Source organism: Runella aurantiaca, from assembly GCF_003339505.1.
Classification (GTDB): domain Bacteria; phylum Bacteroidota; class Bacteroidia; order Cytophagales; family Spirosomataceae; genus Runella; species Runella aurantiaca.
Window position 1 is genome coordinate 190,488 of sequence record NZ_QPIW01000002.1, and the last position, 19,623, is coordinate 210,110.

Consider the following 19,623-nt stretch of genomic DNA (forward strand, 5'->3'; position numbering starts at 1 on the left):
GCCGCCCCGTGCCGCAAGTTAAGTTAGTGCGGTTGGTTTCTCAAAACCAACCCAGAGGATTCTCAAATCCTCGTTTTTTTTAAAACCATAAAGAACGCAGTTAAACATGTCAAAGACGCTTCAGGAAATATTGGCGGGTGTTCCAGTCATTTCAGTGATTGGAAATACTGGTATCGAACCAACGGGTATTGAGTTTGATTCGCGGCGCGTAGTAGCGGGGTCGTTGTTTGTGGCTCAAAAAGGCACACAGGTAGATGGACATCAGTTTATTCCAAAAGTGATTGAAATGGGAGCGGCGGCGATTTTGTGTGAAGACTTACCCGCTGATTTGGCCGATGGAATCACGTACATTCATGTGGCAGATTCTGCCCGTACGATGGGCCTTTTGGCGGCCAATTTTTACGATAATCCTTCGTCAAAACTCCAGTTGGTGGGCGTAACGGGTACCAATGGTAAAACTTCGACCGTGACGCTTTTGTTCAAGCTATTTCGGCAATTGGGCTATCGTGTGGGGCTGCTTTCAACGGTGCAAAACCAAATTGACGATGACGTTATTCCGTCCACGCACACCACGCCCGACTCGGTCAAAATCAATGAGTTATTGGCCGAAATGGTACGGCGTGGCTGTACGCATTGTTTTATGGAAGTGAGCTCTCACGCCGTGGCGCAGGAGCGCATTGCGGGTTTACTTTTTTCGGGCGGTATTTTTACCAACATCACTCATGATCACCTTGATTTTCATAAAACGTTTGACAATTACATCAAAGCCAAAAAAGGCTTCTTTGACCAGCTGCCCAAACACGCTTTTGCGCTCGTCAATATCGACGACCGCCGTGGCGGGGTAATGGTGCAAAATACCGCCGCCCGCAAAGAAACTTATTCACTCCAAACCATCGCAACTTTCAAAGGAAAGCTGCTTTCCGATAGCCTTTTTGGTCTTCAAATGGAAATCGATGGCAAAGAAGTTTGGTTTAAATTGATTGGTAAATTCAACGCTTACAACCTGTTGGGGGTGTACGGTGCGGCGTTGCTGTTGGGGGAGGACGAAGAGCAGGTTCTTACGGCTTTATCGGCAATTACACCGCCGCCGGGCCGTTTTGAGCAAGTCGTCAGCGCGGATGCCATCGTAGGAATTGTGGATTATGCCCACACGTCCGATGCCCTTCAAAATGTATTGGAAACCATCAATGAACTTCGGGAGGGCGACCAGCAGGTGATTACTGTCGTAGGCTGTGGCGGAAATCGTGATGCTACTAAGCGTCCCGAAATGGCGCGTATTGCGGGAGAATTGAGCACCCGCGTGATTCTTACGTCCGACAATCCGCGCAACGAAGAGCCGATGGAGATTTTGGCGCAGATGGAAGTAGGAATCTCGCCCGTAGATTATAAAAAAATGAAAGTCATCGAAGATCGCCGCGCGGCCATTCGTTATGCGGTATCGTTGGCGCAGCCGCACGACATCATTTTGGTAGCAGGCAAGGGCCACGAAACCTACCAAGAGGTTAAGGGCGTAAAGCACCATTTTGATGATAGGGAGGAGTTGAGGGAGGCATTTGAGGGTTAATCTCTTTCAAACATAAAAGAACTACCCCACCAATCAATAACTAATTGTTTTCTTGAAAGTTCTGAAATAACGCCAAACCTAGGGGTTTTTGGGTCAATAAATGGAATACACCCTGGTTTACCAAATTGAAGATAAATTCGGTTTTTTACTAAGTCATATCTTTCAGCTTTGTTGCACCAGCCTCCATCAAATGGGAAACGTAGATAAAAATTATCTGAGTTTTTATATTGTATGGTACCATTGAGACGAAACTGAATGATGAATTTCTGGTTGTTTTCGGGCCTCCAGCTACTGTCAGGATGAGGTTTGAATTCAGTTAGTTTCCAAGAACCAGTTAGCCAAATTGGGCTAATAGAGTGATTTTCCAGATTACATCCTATCAAAATCAATATACACAGAAAAGTAAAGACAGTCTTTTTCATAGATAAGGAGCTAAGATGATAACAAAAAAGAGATTACTTCATTCTTATGCAAAGGCTTGTTTTAGAACGCTCTGTAAGGTGCTAAAAGTATACTCATAAAAACCGAATACCTATTTGAAAACTCACTTTGCAAATAGCCTATAACGATTTTGGCTCATATGGGGGTAGGAGTCTCACTAAGAAATTTTGATTCCTTTTGTTGCCGAATTAGCGGATAAGCGGTATGCGTATTTTTGCCAAAAAATAGGCGTAATTATCGGTTTTCCGATAATTTATCAGAAATCCTGATAAAAGCGAAAAATTACAAAGCTATTTTTCAAACCTAAAACTATTTCAAAGGCTTCGGCGTTTATGTGTTATATCTGTTCTTGTAAAAGCTTCGATCTTCTAAAGTCGGAGCTTTTGTTTTTTATTCTTCCCCTACTGATGGCATTTCAATTGCCTACGTTTAAAATCAAATTAGCATAACAAAAACAGAGGTCGTAAATTTGTGCTTTCGCTGAAGATTTCGAAAGCTCACCAATGACTCACCTACCACTTTCTGAATTAGCTCAACGCCTCAAAGGCGAACTTCATTACGACAGCACGATGCGTACGCTTTATGCCACTGATGCATCGGCGTACCGTGAAATGCCGCACGCCGTGGCTATTCCCCAAGATATCGAAGACCTCAAAACGCTGATTTCCTTTGCGCGCAAACATCGCACGTCGCTCATTCCGCGCACCGCTGGAACGTCGTTGGCGGGGCAAGTTGTAGGGAACGGCATCGTGGTCGATGTGTCGCGGACGTTTACCAAAATACTGGAAATCAACCCAGAAGAACGTTGGGTTCGCGTGCAGCCGGGCGTGATTAGGGACGAACTCAACATGGCGCTTAAGCCTTATGGCCTGTATTTTGGTCCCGAAACCTCTACCGCCAACCGCGCCATGATTGGCGGGATGGTGGGCAATAACTCCTGCGGCTCCAATTCAGTGGTTTATGGCTCTACCCGCGAACATTTATTGGAAGTGAAGGCATTGCTGGCCGATGGGAGCGAAGTCGTTTTTAACTCTTTGGCTTCTCAAGCGTTACCTAAAGAAGGACTTGAAGGGGCTATTTATGCTAAAACCTTCGATATTCTCTCGAATCCTGAAAATCAAGCGGAAATCCGAAAGAATTTCCCCAAAAAATCCGTTGAGCGCCGAAATACTGGCTATGCCTTGGATATGCTGTTGGATTGTCAGCCGTTTACGGAAGATGGTCCAGCGTTTAACATGTGTCGTTTGATTGCAGGGTCGGAAGGAACGCTTTGCTTTTTGACCGAAATAAAGCTCAACATTATTCCGCCACCGCCCAAAGCCCAGGGCTTGGTGTGTGCGCATTTTAATACCATCGACGAAGCCTTGCGCTCTACCATTACGGCGCTCAAATACAAGCCTCAGGCGGTAGAGTTGATTGATAACTATATTCTGGAATGCGCGGCTGAGAATCCCGAACAGAGCAAAAATGCCTTCTTTGTGAAGCGGAAGACCAATGGTTCGTTTCCCATTATTTTAGTGGTAGATGTCTCGCAAAATACCAAAGAAGAAGTAGAAGCCGTTGCTGCCGAATTGATTGCGGATTTTGAAAAAGAAGGCATCGGGTTTCATTATCCGTTGCTTCATGCCGACGATACCAAGAAAATCTGGACGCTTCGCAAAGCGGGTTTGGGGCTTTTGGCCAACTTGCCCGGCGACGAAAAAGCCGTTGCGGTCATCGAAGATACGGCCGTAGACGTGTACGACCAACCCGCGTATATTCGTGATTTTAACGAGATTCTGCACAAAAATGGCATGTCGGCGGTGCATTATGCCCACGCGGGCTCGGGTGAAATTCACCTGCGACCCATCATTAATCTCAAGACCAAAGAGGGCCACGCGCAGTTTCGGATGATTGCGGAGGAGATTGCGACCTTGGTTAAAAAATACGACGGTTCGCTGTCGGGCGAGCATGGCGATGGGCGTTTGCGGGGGGAGTTTATTCCGCAGATGGTGGGCCCCAAAAACTACGAGTTGTTTAAAGAAATCAAACATACGTGGGACCCTTACAATATCTTTAACCCGAACAAAATTGTAGAAACGCCGCCGATGGATACGTTTCTGCGCTACGAGGCGGGGCAGCAAACGCCAGAGTTTAAGACCTATTTCCGTTATCCCGACCAAAATGTATTACAACACGCCGAGCAGTGTAATGGCTCAGGCGACTGCCGTAAAACGCAGCTCAGCGGTGGGACCATGTGCCCGAGCTTTATGGCAACCCGCAACGAGAAAGATACCACGCGAGCCAGAGCGAACGTGCTGCGCGAATTTTTGACGCGTTCCGACAAAGCCAACCGCTTTGACCATAAAGAAATCAAAGAGGTATATGACCTCTGTTTGGCCTGCAAAGGTTGCAAAGGCGAGTGCCCGTCAAACGTAGATGTGGCGAAGCTAAAAATGGAGTTTTTGCAGCAATATTATGATATCAACGGCGTGCCGATGCGGTCATGGCTGGTGGGGAATTTCTCCAAAATGACGGGTATTGCCAGTTACATTCCGTGGGCGTATAATTTGATTTTTAAGAATGCTCCGTTGCGCCGTATTGCCAATCAAGTGGTTGGTTTTCATCCTGATAGAACCATGCCATTGTTGCATGATACAACCCTGAAGTCATGGTTCAAAGAACACGTTGCAGAGACGCAACCTCTTTCGTCGCTAAAACGACGGGTTTATCTTTTCTGCGACGAGTTTACGAATTATAACGATGTTGAAATCGGTAAAAAAGCCATTCAGCTCTTGGAAAAGCTGGGCTATGAAGTTATCATTCCCGACCATGCGCCAAGCGCGCGCCCTCAGTTGTCGAAAGGTTTATTGAAAGATGCCAAAAAGATTGCGGAGCAAAATGTGCGCCTGCTTAAGGATTTAATCACCGAGCAAACGCCACTGGTGGGCATTGAACCTTCGGCCATTTTGACCTTCCGGGATGAGTATCCTGACTTGGTCAGCGAAGAACTGATTGAGGCGGCGAAGCAATTGGCCCAAAATGCATTGCAGTTTGATGAGTTCATGGCGCGCGAGATGGACGCAAAAAGAATAAGCAGCAAGCAGTTTACAGCCGACAGTAAAAAGATAAAGCTACACGGGCATTGTCAACAGAAGGCGATTGCCTCAATGGTACCGACAAAAAAGATGCTTTCGTTGCCCAAAAATTACGAAGTAACCCTTATTCCAAGTGGTTGCTGCGGCATGGCGGGAAGTTTTGGCTACGAAAAAGAGCATTACGATTTGTCCATGAAAATCGGAGAATTGGTATTATTCCCGACGGTTCGCAATCAACCCGAAGAAGTGATTATTGCCGCGCCCGGAACGAGCTGCCGCCACCAGATTCACGATGGTACAGGGCGAACAGCGCTACATCCTGTGGAGATTTTGTGGGAAGCATTGGCATAAAAAAATGTCGGCAAGGTTTTAAACGGGAGTGCCGAAACCTTGCCGACATTTGCGGAATAAAAACAAAAAATGGCAAACCGAGAATCTCACCGCTACGACCACCTACCCTTGCTTCGGTCAAGACCTGGGGGATTCAGCAGGAGCTGGTAGTTCCGATTTGCCGCTGCAAAATTAGGAAATTGTAAACAACGCACCAAAAAGTGCGGGGGAATTGTTAATAGTTAATTGTTAAACGTTTGACAATTAAGAGTTTAAAATTGAATAAAAACCCCTCGTTGAGGGCAAAAGACTAAAAAGAGTGCATTAAATGATAAAACCTTGGATTGAAGCGGCACGTTTGCGGACGCTGCCTTTAGCGTTATCGAGTATATTGATGGGCTGTTTTTTGGCGGCAGCGCACGAAAAATTCAGTTGGACCATTGCCATTTTGGCCGTGGTAACCACGATTTGTTTGCAGGTACTTTCAAATTTTGCCAACGATTACGGCGATACCGTCAACGGAAAAGACACCGAAGCCCGGCAAGGTCCGCAGCGAACGGTGCAATCAGGAGCAATCTCGGTAGATGCCATGCGAACTGCCATCATCGTTTTCTCCGTAATTTCTCTGGTGAGTGGAATCGGGCTGTTGTATGAAGCCCTCAAAGATGCTACTTGGCAAACGTTTGCGGCTTTTTTGGGATTGGGTGTTTTAGCCATTATTGCGGCAATCACCTACACGGCGGGCAAGCGCCCCTACGGATACGCTGGCCTGGGAGATGTGTCGGTACTGATTTTCTTTGGATGGGTGGGGGTATTGGGCGTTTACTATTTACATACCAAAACGTTCGATTGGATGTTGTTTTTGCCGGCTACGAGTTGTGGCTTGTTTGCCGTGGGAGTCTTAAATATCAATAACATCCGTGATATTGAATCAGATACGTTGACAGGTAAGCGCTCGGTACCCGTCAGGCTGGGGCGGGAGCGGGCGATTGTCTATCATTGGTTGTTGTTGGGGGGAGGAATGTTATGCAGTGTTTTGTATATATTTTTCCATTTCGAGGCCCTTCCTCAATGGCTTTTTTTGTTGAGCTTCCCCTTATTTATTCGTAACGGTTTAGCGGTAAGTCGCTTAAAAAATCCGCGCGAATTAGACCCTTATTTAAAACAAATGGCGCTCTCTACTCTGTTGTTTGTCGTGCTTTTCGGAGTAGGGTATTGGGTCGGTTAGTATGTCTTTTACTGGAAAATAATTTTGATGCCAAGTTGGCAAGACGTTTAAAATTAGGTAGTTTTGACGGCTGAATCCCTGTTCACCTTCTAATTTCACCCCTTTTACGATGAAAAAAAATCCTATTTTGTTATTTGTTTTTTCCCTGTTTCTGGTATTCCCAACTCTTGTAAAAGCCCAAAAAACTGCAGCCGAGTTTTTTGAAGAAGGAGTGACAAAAAGTAAAGCGGGAGATTTTATGTCGGCATTGCAGGCGTTCAATCAGGCGATTTCCATGAGTCCAGAAAATGCCCCCAGCTATTACAATCGCGCTATGGCAAAAGCCAACCTAAAAGACAACCGAGGCGCCATTTTGGATTTTGATCGTTCGATTGAGCTTAACCCTAAATATTCAGACGCTTATTTGTATCGGGGAATCAGCAAGGCAAAGCAAGATGACTTTCGTTCGGCTATTCAGGATTTTTCGAGGTCTATTGAATTAAATCCTGATGACTCTCAGGGATATTATCAGCGAGGAATCAACCGGTCGCGCCTTGAAAATTACCGGGGTGCTTTGCAAGATTTGAACCGCACGGTGGAATTGGAGCCCAACAACGCGGGTGCATTGTACGCCAGAGGAAACGTAAAATTGAAACTCGAAGATTTTACCAGCGCACTAACGGATTTTTCGCGGGTGATTGACCTCACGCCCAAGAGCCCGTCGGCTTTTGCAGGTCGGGGATATGCTCGGATTAAACTGAATGATTTTAATGGCTCCGTCGCGGATTATTCAAAAGCCATTGAGTTGAAACCAGATGAAGCTGAGTCGTTTTATAACCGAGGATTTTCGCGGAGTAAATTAGAAAAATATGAAGAAGCCATTGCCGATTTTGACCAATCTATCACGCTCGATCCTCAAAATTACCGTGCCTACTATGGCCGTGGATTTTGTAAAAGTAAACTGGGAAACCAACGCGATGCTATCAGCGATTTAAACAAAGCGGTTGAGCTTAACAATACACCGACGGACTCGAAAGTAGTGTATGCTGGACGAATTACGCGCGCTATTTTGGATGAATTGCGGGGTGTGGTGCAAGAGCGCAACAAAATCAATGAATTGTCGACAGAACGTTCGGAAGCGCTTTTTGCGAGAGCGGTAGGTAAAAACAAACAAGGAGATGGCAAAGGTGCCATCGTTGACTTAAACCGCGCCATTGAATTAAATCCTACTTACTACGAAGCGTATTTTACGCGGGGAATGGTAAAATCGGCGATGGGCGACCAACGCGGTGCCGTTTTGGATTGTTCAAGTGCTTTGAAACTTAACCCCAAATACGCCGAAGCCTATTATGTACGCGGCCTAATCAAGCATAGCCTTGGCGATGAAAATAGCGGCTGCATGGACCTCTCGAAAGCGGGCGAATTGGGCTACACGCAAGCCTATAAAGTAATCAGCGATTATTGTAATTAATAGCAAAGCTTACGGTTTATATAACAAAAGCGCAATCGGAGTCCCCGATTGCGCTTTTGTTATGAATGGGTCGAACGAATTTTTTACTCAAACCGTAAGTGTTTCACTGATTCACCCGAACTGGCCAATTCAATGAGAGAATCAATACCGATTTGCAGATGGCGTTCCACAAATGTCGAGGTTACTTTTTTGTCGCTTTCTTCGGTTTTTACCCCTTCTGGAACCAATGGATTATCAGAAACTAGCAGCAATGCTCCGTGAGGTATCTGATTGACAAAACCGACCGTAAAGATGGTGGCGGTTTCCATGTCAATGGCCATGGTACGGATTTCGCGCAGATAATCTTTAAACACTTCGTCGTGTTCCCAAATGCGGCGGTTGGTGGTGTAAACCGTGCCCGTCCAATAGTCCAATTCGTGTTGTTTTATTACGGAGGAAACGGCGCGTTGTAAGCGAAACGAAGGTAGCGCCGGGATTTCAGGACGCATGTAATCGTTGCTGGTGCCTTCGCCGCGAATGGCCGCAATGGGGAGCACTAAATCCCCGATTTGCGTCTTTTTCAGGCCACCACATTTCCCTAAAAATAATACGGCTTTGGGCGAAACCGCCGACAGCAAATCCATGACCGTGGCGGCCATGGCGCTACCCATTCCGAAATTGATGATGGTGATATTGTTGGCTGTGGCGGTTTGCATGGCGCGGCCCTGACCCTGTATTTCTACGTTGTATTTGTCGGCAAACATCTGGACGTAGTTGATAAAATTGGTCAACAGGATGTATTCTCCAAACGATTCAAGCGGAGTGCCTGTGTAGCGGGGTAGCCAATTTTCTACGATTTCTTCTTTGGTTTTCATTAGTTTTGTCGTTGATTTCCGGGAGGAATAGGTTAAAAAAAAGATTTGTAAGAATCAATGTCTTACAAATCCCGCAAAATATGGTACAATTAAATTTGCCCGCCTTTGAGTACAAAGTTACAAAAATCGGCGAAAAACCCTACATTTTCGACATCATACGGCGCAAATACGTGGTGATTACGCCCGAAGAATGGGTGCGCCAACACGTCTTGCACTGGCTGATGGGCGAGCATCGTTTTCCAAAAGCCCTCATTCGGACTGAAAGTGGGTTAACCTATCACCAATTGGCCAAACGCACCGATATTTTAATCTATGACCGCGAAGGGATCCCTTTTTTATTGGTGGAATGCAAAGCTCCGCACATCTCGCTCAACGACGTGGTTTTTGAACAGGCGATCCGCTACAATTCCATTTTGAAAGCCCGCTACGTATTGATAAGCAACGGAATGGATTATTTTGTTTTTGAAGTAAAAGACGGGCAGGCTTTTGTGTTGGATGCCATTCCTTCTTATGCGACGGGCATCGAATAACCGTTTATCGTTTCATCAGCTTTTTCTGAACCACTTCTCGGGGCGTATGGATGCGTAAAATGTACGTGCCCGAAGGCCCCGTTACGGGTAACGAAATTTCGTTGTTGGCATGTTCAAGAAAATGAAGTTTGGTATCCAGCAACCGACCGTTTATGTCAAATACTTCCGTCAATATCTCCATCGGTCGTGGGGTTTTTAGCACCAATCGAGCTTGTTCTGAAAAAGGATTTGGGGCTAATTCTACGCTGATTTCGGTAGCCGTCGGGCTAGGGTCGATAGACGTCAGCGTACCGGGCATGGAGGCATCCAGCCACGCTAGTCGGGCTGAAAGCCAGTTTTTTAGTTGATTGATTTCGCCCTGCCAAGTGGTAGGGACAGGCTTGGGGTTGGGCCAAACATATACCCCCAAAACGGGCCACCGCTGAAAATTACGCTGTTGGGAGGATTGTAAAGTAGTGGCTAGTGAGTCGATGTAAGCATTTAGTCGTTCGGTTTTCCATGGGCCTGCGCGCATCCGTTTGTATTCACCGTAAAGGGTATTGACAAAATAAGGGTCTTCCAACATGCGTTTCCACTGAAAAGGCATTAGCCAATTGTCGTCTGGGCAAATATCGCCGTAAAGATAGGCCCAACCGTAAGTTTGGTTGCCCTGGCAATAATCTACGTTGGCAAACGCCAAGTCGTAATCCCAAGCTGGACCCGCTTTGATTTTCCCTTTTTTACTGTCGCGTTCTTTGTGAAAAAAACTGCTGATTCGGTACCCGTCTACGTTTTTGGAAGCTTCATTGATCAGAAATATCTGCGCAAAGGAAAGTGGGTCAAAATAACGCCGATAGCCATTGACGGAATCCCGAAATGTGGCACCGTTGAGGGCTGCTTCGGCGGTGGTGACGTAGTTTCGAAGATAGAGCCGTTGTTCACCCGTCATATCGTCAAACTTCGGGTACTCGTACAAATACAGTGTACGTTGTCCACGACTTGCTTTCAACGGCGGGATTTGAGAGTACCAACCCGCACTTCCTCCCGTGCCGGTGGTTTTGTCGATTTTAAAGATGTAGCCACCCGTTAGGGCATCGCCGCTGTTGTCGGTGGTCGACATTTTGGTGATTCCGAGCCGCCCGTTGCTGCGTTTTATCTTTTCCATCAATACATAAATACCTTCATAACGACCGTTTACGACCAGTTCTACGTAGTGGGTTCGGCTGGCGTACATTCCCAAATCATTAGCCATTTTCATTGCCAACACATTGTGAATAAGGCTTTTCTCGTTGTAAGACGCAAACAAAATCCAATCTTCGTTTTTGGGCATTCCCAACAGCGCCACTTCTTTGTTTTCGCCTTGGGCGTCGCGGAGTTCAAATCCATACGATTTTTTTGGGAACATCTGCGACGAGGAACCACGAAATTCAATACCAGCAAAGCCGTCGTACACGTTGGGGGCGTCGGTGAGGGAGGTGATTTTGTCGGGACCGTTGTAGATGATTTTTATCTTGACGGTTGTTTTGGGTTCATCCACAATGGTTCGTCCTTCCGTCTCAATCACCACAATCGGTAAGTTGGTAGAATAAAAACCTTGGGCATAAATACTGCCTTGAAACAACAGCCAACCGCACAATCCAATCAATTTTTTCATTTTTACAATCTTTTTTGCCCCCTTACGTTTCCATAGGTAATTAGTGAATAAATGTAAGAAAACAACCTTTTGTTTGTTGAAACAGCATCGTTTTTGTTTAAAATAAGTTACTGTTAAACGCATTTAAACAGAGAATGTTTAATTTGAAAACGTGAATGTATAAAACTCATTAACAAATGATTACGCAGCAAAAAACGACGGTAATGGACCGGAAAGAATTTTTTAAACTGGTTGGGGTAAGCGTAGGCGCCATTGTATTACAACAATGTTTGTCGGGGTGCAGTACTGGAGGAACCGATGATCCCAAACCAGGTGATGAAACGCCGACGAGTGATTTTACGCTGAATGTCAACGACCCGAATTATACCGCCCTCCGTACCGCTGGTGGATTTATTCGCTACAAGGGAATCATCATTGCGCGTACCTTGCAGGGAGCCGTCATTGCGGTCTCTCAGGCGTGTACCCACGAAGGAACTCCCGTAAATTATGTAAGTTCAAATAGTACCTTTGTGTGCCCAAATCACGGGTCGGTTTTTACGGATAGAGGGACGGTACAGACTGGCCCCGCCACAAAGCCGCTTACTTCGTATAAAACCTCCTTTGATACCTCTACGGGCGGGATTGAGGTCTTTGTTTAAATGTAAGAATGCATTACGAAATTCATCCCACAAAAATTCTGCACACTCCCGCGCCTAGTGACCCGTATTTTCGGCAGGCGTGGGAGTTTTGTCGTAATTGGGCGTTGGGAGAAACAAAGTTTGTTCTTCATACATCGGGGTCTACTGGGCAGCCCAAGCCCATTACGCTCACGCGCGCTCAAATGCAGGCCAGTGCCCGCATGACTGCGCAAGCACTGGGCTTGCAGGAAGGATATACAGCGCTCGTTTGCTTAAACGTGGCCTACATTGCAGGCACAATGATGCTCGTGCGGGGCATGGAAATTGGCCTGACGATGTACCTTGTGCCACCGTCTTCGCAGCCGTTTGAGGCGTTGCCCGAAGAAATCAACGTTGATTTTGCGGCATTTGTGCCGCTTCAAATCCAAACCCTATTGGAGAGTCAACCGTCACGCCTTGATTCATTGAGGGTGATTTTGGTCGGTGGGGCGGCGATTAGCGGGGCTTTATTGACCAAAATCAAAACCGTGCGCGCTTCGGTATTTAGCACCTACGGAATGACGGAAACCGTGTCGCACGTGGCTTTACAACGCCTAAACGGGGCTAGTGAAGCGGATAAATCGTACCAGTTGTTGAGGGGAATAGAAGCCGAGATTGATGAACGTAACTGTTTACGAATCAGTGGTGATGTGACGAACGGGGAATGGGTGCAAACCAATGATGTGGTCGTATTTACGGGTGAGCGGCAGTTTCAAATTGTAGGTCGAGCCGATAACATCATCAATAGCGGCGGCGTAAAAATTCAGTTGGAGAAGGTAGAAAGGGCGTTTGAACAGGTATGGAATCGCGCAGAGCGGTATTTTGCGTGGTGGAAGCCCGATGAGCGTTTGGGCCAACGATTGATTTTGGTGCTTGAAACCGCGGAAGTGGTGGACGTAGAAGCCTTAAAAAAAGCGTTAACCTCTCTCTTAAGCCCTTACGAAATCCCCAAGGAGCTGATTAGGGTGGAAAAATTTCGCGAAACTCCCACGGGAAAAGTAGATAAACGGGCTACCTTTGCAAGTACCCAATCGTTGTAAAGACTTGAAAAAGCGACGATTATTCACTCAATCAATCCCTGAAAAATGTCATTGTTTCGTCAGCTCATCCTTCATTTTGAAACCTCGGCTCAACTGCCGCCGCCTTATTCATACCAATATGCCTTAACGCTTACTCCCGTGGCGGAGCTTTTACAGGTCGATTTGAAATTAACGTACACACACCGCGACGAACTGGATGCCGATGAGATTGAAGCCGAGGGATTTACGGACAACGATGATTATCATTGGAAAGGGGAGTTGGACAAAGTATGGCGCGGCGAGTTGGAAAAATTGTTGGCTAAAACCCGCCTCTCGGGAGGAATCATGCTCGACGATGAGCAGGATTTTTTGACCTTGGAGTGGCAAATCGAAAAACTCCAGAGGGGCCAGCCCGAAAACCTGAGCGACTGGCATTATTTTGCGCAGGAGCTGTTGCAGGCCATCTTCGAAACGTCGGGCAAAGAGCGCGCTTTTGAATTACACATTCTGGACGTGACCGCGCAGGGAACGGTGGAAGCCATTGTAACGGCTTCTTTCCGGACGCGTAGTGCGCAGATAAAACGCGTGGTGGATGGTGGCAAATCATCGCTCCGGTTTTATCCGTGGCAAGAATTGCCGCATTTGATGGAGGTGCTTTATGCGCCCAATTGGCTCACTGATAACGCCGCTGCCCAGAAGCCTAAACGCAATGGGCTGTATTTTAATCCAGGTGATGAATTGTGGTATGAGTACAATAAACAGGTGGTGGAGCCTGGAAAAGGAGCTTCGACTTTGCCTAAATTAAAAAACCTGATTGGCAAATTATTGAGTTAACCCCTCACTGCCCAACATTCTTTCGGCTGTATTTTTTATGAAAATCCGGACCAAAATAGCGCTTCAGTTTACGGCCATCATCGCGTTGATTTTGGCTACATTCTCAGCGTCGTTTTATTACATTGCCCAACAAAACCGCAAAGATGAGTTTTTTGCGCGGCTGCGCGACCGGGCTTTGACGGATGCCAATTTGCTCATAAAAGTAGGGCCAATCAATACAAAATTGCTGAAACTCATTGATCAAGAAACGCTTTCTAAGCTATACGCCGAGAAAGTGTTGATGTTTAATGCCGACAATAAAGTTCTTTATGCCAGCTACAAGGCGGATAGTTTGGAAATTTATTACTTCTACAATCCTGAATTGTTGAAACTTGTACGTGAGCGGACGTACGTCGAAACCACCCGCGACAGCCTCGATGTGGTGGGCGTGATGTATACAGATGAAGAAAAAGGGGAGTTTGTGGTGATGGCTTCGGCGCAGGATTACATGGGCAAAATTCAGCTCGAAAAACTCCGAGAATCATTGGTCTATAGTTTTTTGTTTGGGGTGCTGATTACCATTGTGTTGGGATTCATTTTTGCGGGGCAGTCGCTCAAGCCTATTTCGGCGATGAACAAGGAAATCAGTACAATCACGGCCTATAACCTTCGAAAACCGCTCAATGAAGGGAATCGACAAGACGAGATTGCCCAATTGGCCATTAATTTTAACCAAATGCTGGAGCGACTCGAAGAGTCGTTTGACTTACAGCGAAGTTTTGTGTCCAATGCCTCGCATGAATTGCGGACACCGCTGGCAGGATTGAAATCCGAAATTCAGGTCTCATTGGAAGAAGAGCGCACGCCCGACGAATACCGTAAAGTGCTGCGCTCGGTGCTGAATGATACCCAACGGCTCATTCAGTTGACCAATGGACTGCTCCAATTGGCGCAATCGGAAAAAAAAGAGCGTTCTATCAGTTTTCAGGAAGTGAGGCTTGATGAGCTGATTTTTGAAACGCAGGAGGAGTTATTGAGCCTTCATAATGATTATCAGATAAACATTGATTTTGACGATATACCTGATTTAGAGCAAGATATTACTGTTTTGGGCAATGGTCCTCTCCTCAAAACGGTCTTCAGTAACCTGATTGACAATGCCTGTAAATATTCCTCCGAAAAACGGGCGGAAGTGCGCATTGGTTTCAACGATAAAAGTTGTTCTGTTCGGGTGATAGACAAGGGAATCGGGATTCCTGACGATGAAAAACAGCGCATTTTTGAGCCGCTTTACCGCGCCAAAAACGCCACTGCTTTTCGGGGGTACGGGATAGGACTGTCGGTTTGCCGGCGGATTGTGGATATGCATCGGGGGTCGATTCGGTTGCAGAGTGAGTTGGATAAAGGCAGTACTTTTGAGGTAGTATTACCGCACGTTTAGCAATAAACTAATTTACTAACCCCTATACTTGTGGAAACTTCTGACAAATCTGTGTTCAAAGCTCAATTCAATGAGCTCGTTAAGCCCTACATGGTGCTTTACGTAGGCTCACTTTTTTTCGTTACTTTTATCGGGATTATTCTACTGCCATTTTGGTTTTTGGGCGTCGGCCAGTGGTGGAGCCGCCACTACTACGACAAGCTGGAATGTGAACTCACCGAAACCGCCATTCGCTTCAAAAAAGGGATTTTGGTACAGGTGGAGAAAACCATTCCGTTGGAAAATATTCAGGATGTGACCTTTGTAGAAGGGCCGTTGTTGAAGTATTTTCATTTGTGTATCCTCAAATTTGAAACGGCTGGTCAAAGCGCAGGTCAGGCCAATGATATGCAACTGGTGGGTATTCTCAACGCACAGGAACTGCGTAACTTGATTTTATCGCAACGCCAAATACGAATGCAGGCCAAAAACACGGCCCCTGCCAATCCCGTTTCCGACAACGCAGTCGTGCTTCAGGAAATCAAAGAATTGTTGGCTGATATTAAAGGCATTATGCAGAGCCAACGCGTTCAATAATTTGTTTCGATTAGAAAAACGCCCTCTATTGCTTTTGCAGTCAAATCGTTTATTCACTCAAACTTCCCAAACGACACAACTATGTTTCGTCGCGACTTTGTAAAATCTGCCCTTACGGCTACGGGAGCCACGTTGGCGGGTGGCACTGCTGCCGCTTTCAATACGGCTGCTCCCAAGGCAAAAAATAACTTTAAATTGGCGTATGCTCCCCACTTTGGGATGTTTAGCAACAGCGCTGGCAAAGACCCCATCGACCAGCTCAAATTCATGGCCGACAATGGCTTCATGGCCTTGGAAGACAACGGCATGATGGGAAAACCCGTAGAACTACAAACCAAAATTGGTGAAACACTGGCCAAATTGGGCATGACAATGGGCGTTTTCGTGGTAGATAAAGGAGGAAATTCTCAGAATACCTTGGCGGCGGGTAAGCAAGCGCACGTTGATATTTTTCTGGATGGTTGCAAACGCGCCGTAGAAACCGCCAAGCGTTGCAATGCCAAATGGATGACGGTTGTACCCGGCGATTTTGAGCGCAATCTCCCCATCGGTATCCAAACTGGCCATGTGATTGACGCTTTGCGTCGCGGGGCGGATATTTTGGCCCCGCACGGATTGACAATGGTGTTGGAGCCGTTGAGCGACAGCCCTAATTTATTCCTGCAAACATCTGACCAGACCTACGAAATTTGCCGCGCCGTCAATAGCCCCGCGTGTAAGATTCTGTTTGACATCTACCACATGCAGAAAACAGAAGGGCACATTATTCCGCACATCGACTGGTGTTGGAGCGAAATCGGGTACTTTCAAATCGGTGACAACCCGGGCCGTAAAGAGCCAACTACGGGAGAAATCAATTATAAAAACGTGTTTAAGCACATTTATACCAAAATGAAGGCCAATAACCAAAACTTCATTTTCGGGATGGAACACGGCAACTCAAAGCCCGGCAAAGAAGGCGAAGAAGCGCTAATCAAAGCATATATTGAGTCGGATAGTTTTACGATATGATTTGCTAACTTTGCGGTCTATACTTCAACGATGGCGAGGCTTTAAACCTCGCCATCGTTAATTTTACTGCATGAAATCACTTCTCAAAAATATTATTGGCCCGACAGGTCGCAAAAAACTTAGGGCCGTTCAGGCTTCTACTCGGGCTGTCATTTATGGATTAGGTAATGAGGTCGAATGTCCGATTTGCGGCAGTACTTATAGTCAATTTCTCCCCTTCAACCGCCCCAATGCGCTGTGCTATACTTGCAAGTCGCTCGAACGGCATCGGTTGGTGTATTTGTACCTGAAAAATAAAACGGATTTTTTTGAGGGGCCCAAAAAAGTGCTGCACTTTGCGCCCGAAAAGTGCCTCCACGACGTCATTCGACAATACTCCAATATCGACTACCAAACCGCCGATTTGATGACGACCTACATCGACGCCATCGGTGTCATGCCCGACCACGTCATGTCGGTGACCGACATCAAATTTCCCGACAATACCTTCGACGTCGTTATCTGCAACCACGTTTTTGAGCTCGTACCCGACGATGCGCTCGGAATGCGTGAGATTTACCGTGTGCTCAAACCCAACGGTTACGCCGTTATTCAGGGAGCGGTTAACAATCACCTTCCCAAAACCATCGAAACCCAAGACCTCAGCCCCGAAGAGCGCAAACGCATTGCGGGGGCGCACCAACACGTACGCCGCTACGGCCTCGACTACCGCCATCGCCTCGCCATTGCGGGCTTCGGCGTAGAAGTAAGCGATTACGTCAAAGAACTTGACTACAAACGCTACGGACTCATGGCCGATGAGGAAGTGTATGTGTGTTGGAAGAAGTAAATTTCAGTATAAACGGTTAATTTGAATAACTTATTGACTTTAAAATGAGCGTGTTTGCTTCTGATGTTAATTCCAAACCCGGTGCAGAGTCTTCATTATTTTTTTGCTTAATAAATAGTGCGTTGGGCAATGTTTTTCTGCTCCCCGACCTGCCTGACGATGTGGTGGCGGCGTACAAAGACCTAACTCTCAAACAGGTTATTTCTATTCCTCTTGATGATACCAGTGTGTTTGTATACGATTAGATGAGGCTCGGTGAAAAACAGAAAATCTACCTTGCTATGCTGATTTTTTAGGCATTTTAACTAAAACGTGTACCTGTCATACCCCTGTAGCTAAGAGACCACTTTTGTAGTAGAAAGCTATCAAAATAGTTTAAACTTTCTAATCAAAAAACAAAGAAAAGCAGCAGATTCAGCGAAACACAACGCAGAGCGATTGTAGATTCCCCAAAGAGTAAAACGGTGGAATTGATTTGTCAGGAACATCAAATTAGTCCTGGGACTTTTTACAAGTGGAAGGAGAGTTTCGGTATCCAAAATAATGAAGATAAAAAACGTCTGAGAGGACTGGAAAAAGCGAACGAACAGCTCAAAAAAATGTTCGTAGAATTAGAGTTGGAAAAGCGAGTCATCAGCGATGCCTTGGAAATCCGAGGCGCATCAGGCTTATAATTTTGATGGACCTCAAAAAACTGATTGACAACTTAAACGTTTAGCAATTCATCTCATCACTTACTTTTCCTACCTTTTCACCTTTTTTCTAATGCTTCTCCACAAACTTCAACGCCAGCGAATTCATACAGTATCGATGCCGCGTGGGTGCAGGGCCATCGTAAAACAAATGCCCCAAATGCCCGCCGCAGCGCCGACAACGCACTTCTATGCGTTCTTCCCGTTCTGAAAAGTCTTTCCGAAAAAGCAGCCGATTCGATTCTACAGGTTGCCAAAAACTCGGCCAGCCCGTGCCACTGTCGTATTTATGGTCCGAACTGAAAAGGAGGTTTCCGCAGGCGGCACAATGGTAATGACCCGTACCTTTAAAATCCCAATACTCGTTGGTATAAGGCATTTCGGTGGAAGATTCACGCGTAACTGTGTAAACACCATCGGTCAAGACGTCCTCCCAAATGCTGTTGGGTAAGCGCAGCTCCGTCGTATCTGTCAACGAAAAATAGTGATTGTGTTTTTTTACCCCGCCTTTGCAGCTTATAAAAAGCACAAAGATTCCAACAAGCCAACATCGGCAATCCATCCTCATTATCATATCAACGGTCTTTGGTATGCCACTTATTTTCCAAAGAATTTGCGTGATAGGCTTCTACGCCTTTAGCTATCAGGAAACGAATCATTACATAAACAACACATACCAAGGGGCTGTGTTGTTAGGGACGCTTAAAATCTACCCCCTTTGTTAAAGTCGTAACTTACTGAATGTCAATATTTTAAATTTGTCATTTTATATTTTTCAGTTTTCTTAACTGCCTCTAACGCTCTCTCCCATAGTTCTTCTCCCCCGCTTCTAGCCGTACCGTTAGGTGATTTTCTCGGGGAGGAATCGGGCAGCTGTATCCATCAGAATATGCACAATACGGATTATAGGCTTTGTTAAAATCAATCGTCACGTGGCCATTTTGAAAATCTCTCAGCCGAAAATCAAGGTAGCGCCCGCCGCCGTAGGTTTCTTTGCCCGAGGTTCCATCCCGAAAAGGAATGAACACATAATCCCTGTAATCAGGCATTTTCATCAGGGCAGGGCTTCGATATACCGACAACTGATACGTTTTGTTGTTTACCTCAAAACTCACAATCCCAAACTTCACATAAGCCGTTCTTTTGCCATCGCTCGTTGCCATCGTGAAGGGCTCGGCATCGGGCGTAAGTTCAAAATGGGCTTGGATTTTAAACTTAGGGTTGGCTTCATAAAACCGCAGAAAGGATAAATCTTCCTGTTTGAGCGGTGAGCCTGCACTCTTTAAGAAATCCTGACGGTAGTTTTCGCGGTGCTTTTCCAAGCTATCGGCATACGTACTGACCTGCTGGGCCATTGCACAGTAACTGACCATTACCCAAAACACCAACCAATGAACCACTGTTTTCATAAGGATTTTTGGCTTTTCTTTAGTATTAAATTTGAGTGGGTTTGCATCGCAAAACACAATCCCACTCACG

The 19,623-nt window shown here is 46.1% G+C and carries 18 protein-coding genes and 1 pseudogene; 14 read left to right on the forward strand and 5 right to left on the reverse strand.

Annotated features, from left to right (window positions below):
* The first annotated feature begins 106 nt into the window (after positions 1–106).
* Positions 107–1,564 carry a UDP-N-acetylmuramoyl-L-alanyl-D-glutamate--2,6-diaminopimelate ligase gene (locus tag DVG78_RS03995; protein ID WP_114459775.1) on the forward strand — a complete coding sequence of 486 codons (1,458 nt, stop codon included), beginning with the start codon at positions 107–109 and terminating at the stop codon, positions 1,562–1,564.
* Here the strand turns inward: DVG78_RS03995 and DVG78_RS04000 are convergent.
* The gene (locus DVG78_RS04000; protein ID WP_114459776.1) at positions 1,561–1,986 is read right to left on the reverse strand and encodes a hypothetical protein; all 426 of its coding nucleotides are present in this window, start codon (positions 1,984–1,986) and stop codon (positions 1,561–1,563) included. The genes DVG78_RS03995 and DVG78_RS04000 overlap by 4 nt on opposite strands.
* A 522-nt stretch (positions 1,987–2,508) precedes the next feature.
* On the opposite strand from DVG78_RS04000, the gene DVG78_RS04005 reads away from it, so the two are divergent.
* From DVG78_RS04005 to DVG78_RS04015, 3 genes are all read left to right on the forward strand, one after another.
* Positions 2,509–5,433: an FAD-binding and (Fe-S)-binding domain-containing protein gene (locus DVG78_RS04005; protein WP_114459777.1), complete on the forward strand. Its 2,925-nt coding sequence runs from the start codon at positions 2,509–2,511 to the stop codon at positions 5,431–5,433.
* A gap of 307 nt (positions 5,434–5,740) precedes the next feature.
* Entirely contained in the window at positions 5,741–6,640 is a 900-nt protein-coding gene (locus DVG78_RS04010) for a 1,4-dihydroxy-2-naphthoate polyprenyltransferase (RefSeq protein ID WP_199563189.1), read from the forward strand.
* A gap of 109 nt (positions 6,641–6,749) precedes the next feature.
* The gene (locus DVG78_RS04015) at positions 6,750–8,090 is read left to right on the forward strand and encodes a tetratricopeptide repeat protein (RefSeq protein ID WP_114459778.1); all 1,341 of its coding nucleotides are present in this window, start codon (positions 6,750–6,752) and stop codon (positions 8,088–8,090) included.
* Between the two features lie 83 nt (positions 8,091–8,173).
* Here the strand turns inward: DVG78_RS04015 and DVG78_RS04020 are convergent, their stop codons facing one another.
* A complete protein-coding gene (locus DVG78_RS04020; RefSeq protein WP_114459779.1) occupies positions 8,174–8,944 on the reverse strand; it encodes an AMP nucleosidase in 771 nt (256 codons plus the stop codon).
* Between the two features lie 80 nt (positions 8,945–9,024).
* On the opposite strand from DVG78_RS04020, the gene DVG78_RS04025 reads away from it, so the two are divergent.
* Positions 9,025–9,474, forward strand: a complete 450-nt coding sequence (locus DVG78_RS04025; protein WP_114459780.1) for a type I restriction enzyme HsdR N-terminal domain-containing protein — start codon at positions 9,025–9,027, stop codon at positions 9,472–9,474.
* A 4-nt stretch (positions 9,475–9,478) separates the two neighbouring features.
* Here DVG78_RS04025 and DVG78_RS04030 read toward each other — a convergent pair whose 3' ends face one another.
* Positions 9,479–11,107, reverse strand: coding sequence for a CotH kinase family protein (locus DVG78_RS04030; protein ID WP_158549961.1), 1,629 nt, complete (start codon positions 11,105–11,107; stop codon positions 9,479–9,481).
* 176 nt (positions 11,108–11,283) lie between these two features.
* On the opposite strand from DVG78_RS04030, the gene DVG78_RS04035 reads away from it, so the two are divergent.
* The 9 genes and pseudogenes from DVG78_RS04035 to DVG78_RS04075 form a co-directional block, all read left to right on the forward strand.
* The gene (locus DVG78_RS04035; RefSeq protein WP_199563190.1) at positions 11,284–11,745 is read left to right on the forward strand and encodes a QcrA and Rieske domain-containing protein; all 462 of its coding nucleotides are present in this window, start codon (positions 11,284–11,286) and stop codon (positions 11,743–11,745) included.
* Between the two features lie 8 nt (positions 11,746–11,753).
* Positions 11,754–12,803 carry an AMP-binding protein gene (locus DVG78_RS04040; protein WP_114459782.1) on the forward strand — a complete coding sequence of 350 codons (1,050 nt, stop codon included), beginning with the start codon at positions 11,754–11,756 and terminating at the stop codon, positions 12,801–12,803.
* Between the two features lie 45 nt (positions 12,804–12,848).
* The gene (locus tag DVG78_RS04045) at positions 12,849–13,616 is read left to right on the forward strand and encodes a hypothetical protein (protein ID WP_114459783.1); all 768 of its coding nucleotides are present in this window, start codon (positions 12,849–12,851) and stop codon (positions 13,614–13,616) included.
* A 37-nt stretch (positions 13,617–13,653) separates the two neighbouring features.
* Positions 13,654–15,036, forward strand: coding sequence for a sensor histidine kinase (locus tag DVG78_RS04050; RefSeq protein WP_114459784.1), 1,383 nt, complete (start codon positions 13,654–13,656; stop codon positions 15,034–15,036).
* Positions 15,037–15,066: 30 nt separating this feature from the next.
* Positions 15,067–15,612, forward strand: coding sequence for a PH domain-containing protein (locus tag DVG78_RS04055; RefSeq protein ID WP_114459785.1), 546 nt, complete (start codon positions 15,067–15,069; stop codon positions 15,610–15,612).
* Between the two features lie 81 nt (positions 15,613–15,693).
* Positions 15,694–16,623 (forward strand): hydroxypyruvate isomerase family protein, encoded by a 930-nt coding sequence (locus DVG78_RS04060; protein WP_114067579.1) that lies wholly within the window; start codon positions 15,694–15,696, stop codon positions 16,621–16,623.
* Positions 16,624–16,693: 70 nt separating this feature from the next.
* Complete coding sequence (locus DVG78_RS04065; protein WP_114459786.1) at positions 16,694–17,452, forward strand: class I SAM-dependent methyltransferase; 759 nt, start codon at positions 16,694–16,696, stop codon at positions 17,450–17,452.
* 44 nt (positions 17,453–17,496) lie between these two features.
* Positions 17,497–17,697: a hypothetical protein gene (locus tag DVG78_RS04070; protein WP_114459787.1), complete on the forward strand. Its 201-nt coding sequence runs from the start codon at positions 17,497–17,499 to the stop codon at positions 17,695–17,697.
* 165 nt (positions 17,698–17,862) lie between these two features.
* Positions 17,863–18,126 (forward strand): annotated as a pseudogene (locus tag DVG78_RS04075) (transposase); the annotation flags it as partial.
* An 88-nt stretch (positions 18,127–18,214) separates the two neighbouring features.
* Here the strand turns inward: DVG78_RS04075 and msrB are convergent.
* Positions 18,215–18,619, reverse strand: coding sequence for a peptide-methionine (R)-S-oxide reductase MsrB (gene msrB / locus DVG78_RS04080; protein WP_229598128.1), 405 nt, complete (start codon positions 18,617–18,619; stop codon positions 18,215–18,217).
* A gap of 319 nt (positions 18,620–18,938) precedes the next feature.
* Complete coding sequence (locus DVG78_RS04085) at positions 18,939–19,553, reverse strand: DUF1684 domain-containing protein (RefSeq protein WP_114460033.1); 615 nt, start codon at positions 19,551–19,553, stop codon at positions 18,939–18,941.
* Between the last annotated feature and the right edge of the window lie 70 nt (positions 19,554–19,623).

Coding starts and splice junctions, on each gene's coding strand:
- DVG78_RS04015 (WP_114459778.1), top strand. CDS start 6,750: ATGAAAAAAAATCCTATTTTGTTATTTGTTTTTTCCCTGTTTCTGGTA.
- DVG78_RS04070 (WP_114459787.1), top strand. CDS start 17,497: ATGAGCGTGTTTGCTTCTGATGTTAATTCCAAACCCGGTGCAGAGTCT.
- DVG78_RS04045 (WP_114459783.1), top strand. CDS start 12,849: ATGTCATTGTTTCGTCAGCTCATCCTTCATTTTGAAACCTCGGCTCAA.
- DVG78_RS04005 (WP_114459777.1), top strand. CDS start 2,509: ATGACTCACCTACCACTTTCTGAATTAGCTCAACGCCTCAAAGGCGAA.
- DVG78_RS04030 (WP_158549961.1), bottom strand. CDS start 11,107: ATGAAAAAATTGATTGGATTGTGCGGTTGGCTGTTGTTTCAAGGCAGT.
- DVG78_RS04085 (WP_114460033.1), bottom strand. CDS start 19,553: ATGAAAACAGTGGTTCATTGGTTGGTGTTTTGGGTAATGGTCAGTTAC.
- DVG78_RS04025 (WP_114459780.1), top strand. CDS start 9,025: ATGGTACAATTAAATTTGCCCGCCTTTGAGTACAAAGTTACAAAAATC.
- DVG78_RS03995 (WP_114459775.1), top strand. CDS start 107: ATGTCAAAGACGCTTCAGGAAATATTGGCGGGTGTTCCAGTCATTTCA.
- DVG78_RS04010 (WP_199563189.1), top strand. CDS start 5,741: ATGATAAAACCTTGGATTGAAGCGGCACGTTTGCGGACGCTGCCTTTA.
- DVG78_RS04020 (WP_114459779.1), bottom strand. CDS start 8,944: ATGAAAACCAAAGAAGAAATCGTAGAAAATTGGCTACCCCGCTACACA.
- DVG78_RS04050 (WP_114459784.1), top strand. CDS start 13,654: ATGAAAATCCGGACCAAAATAGCGCTTCAGTTTACGGCCATCATCGCG.
- DVG78_RS04060 (WP_114067579.1), top strand. CDS start 15,694: ATGTTTCGTCGCGACTTTGTAAAATCTGCCCTTACGGCTACGGGAGCC.
- DVG78_RS04065 (WP_114459786.1), top strand. CDS start 16,694: ATGAAATCACTTCTCAAAAATATTATTGGCCCGACAGGTCGCAAAAAA.
- DVG78_RS04035 (WP_199563190.1), top strand. CDS start 11,284: ATGATTACGCAGCAAAAAACGACGGTAATGGACCGGAAAGAATTTTTT.
- DVG78_RS04040 (WP_114459782.1), top strand. CDS start 11,754: ATGCATTACGAAATTCATCCCACAAAAATTCTGCACACTCCCGCGCCT.
- DVG78_RS04000 (WP_114459776.1), bottom strand. CDS start 1,986: ATGAAAAAGACTGTCTTTACTTTTCTGTGTATATTGATTTTGATAGGA.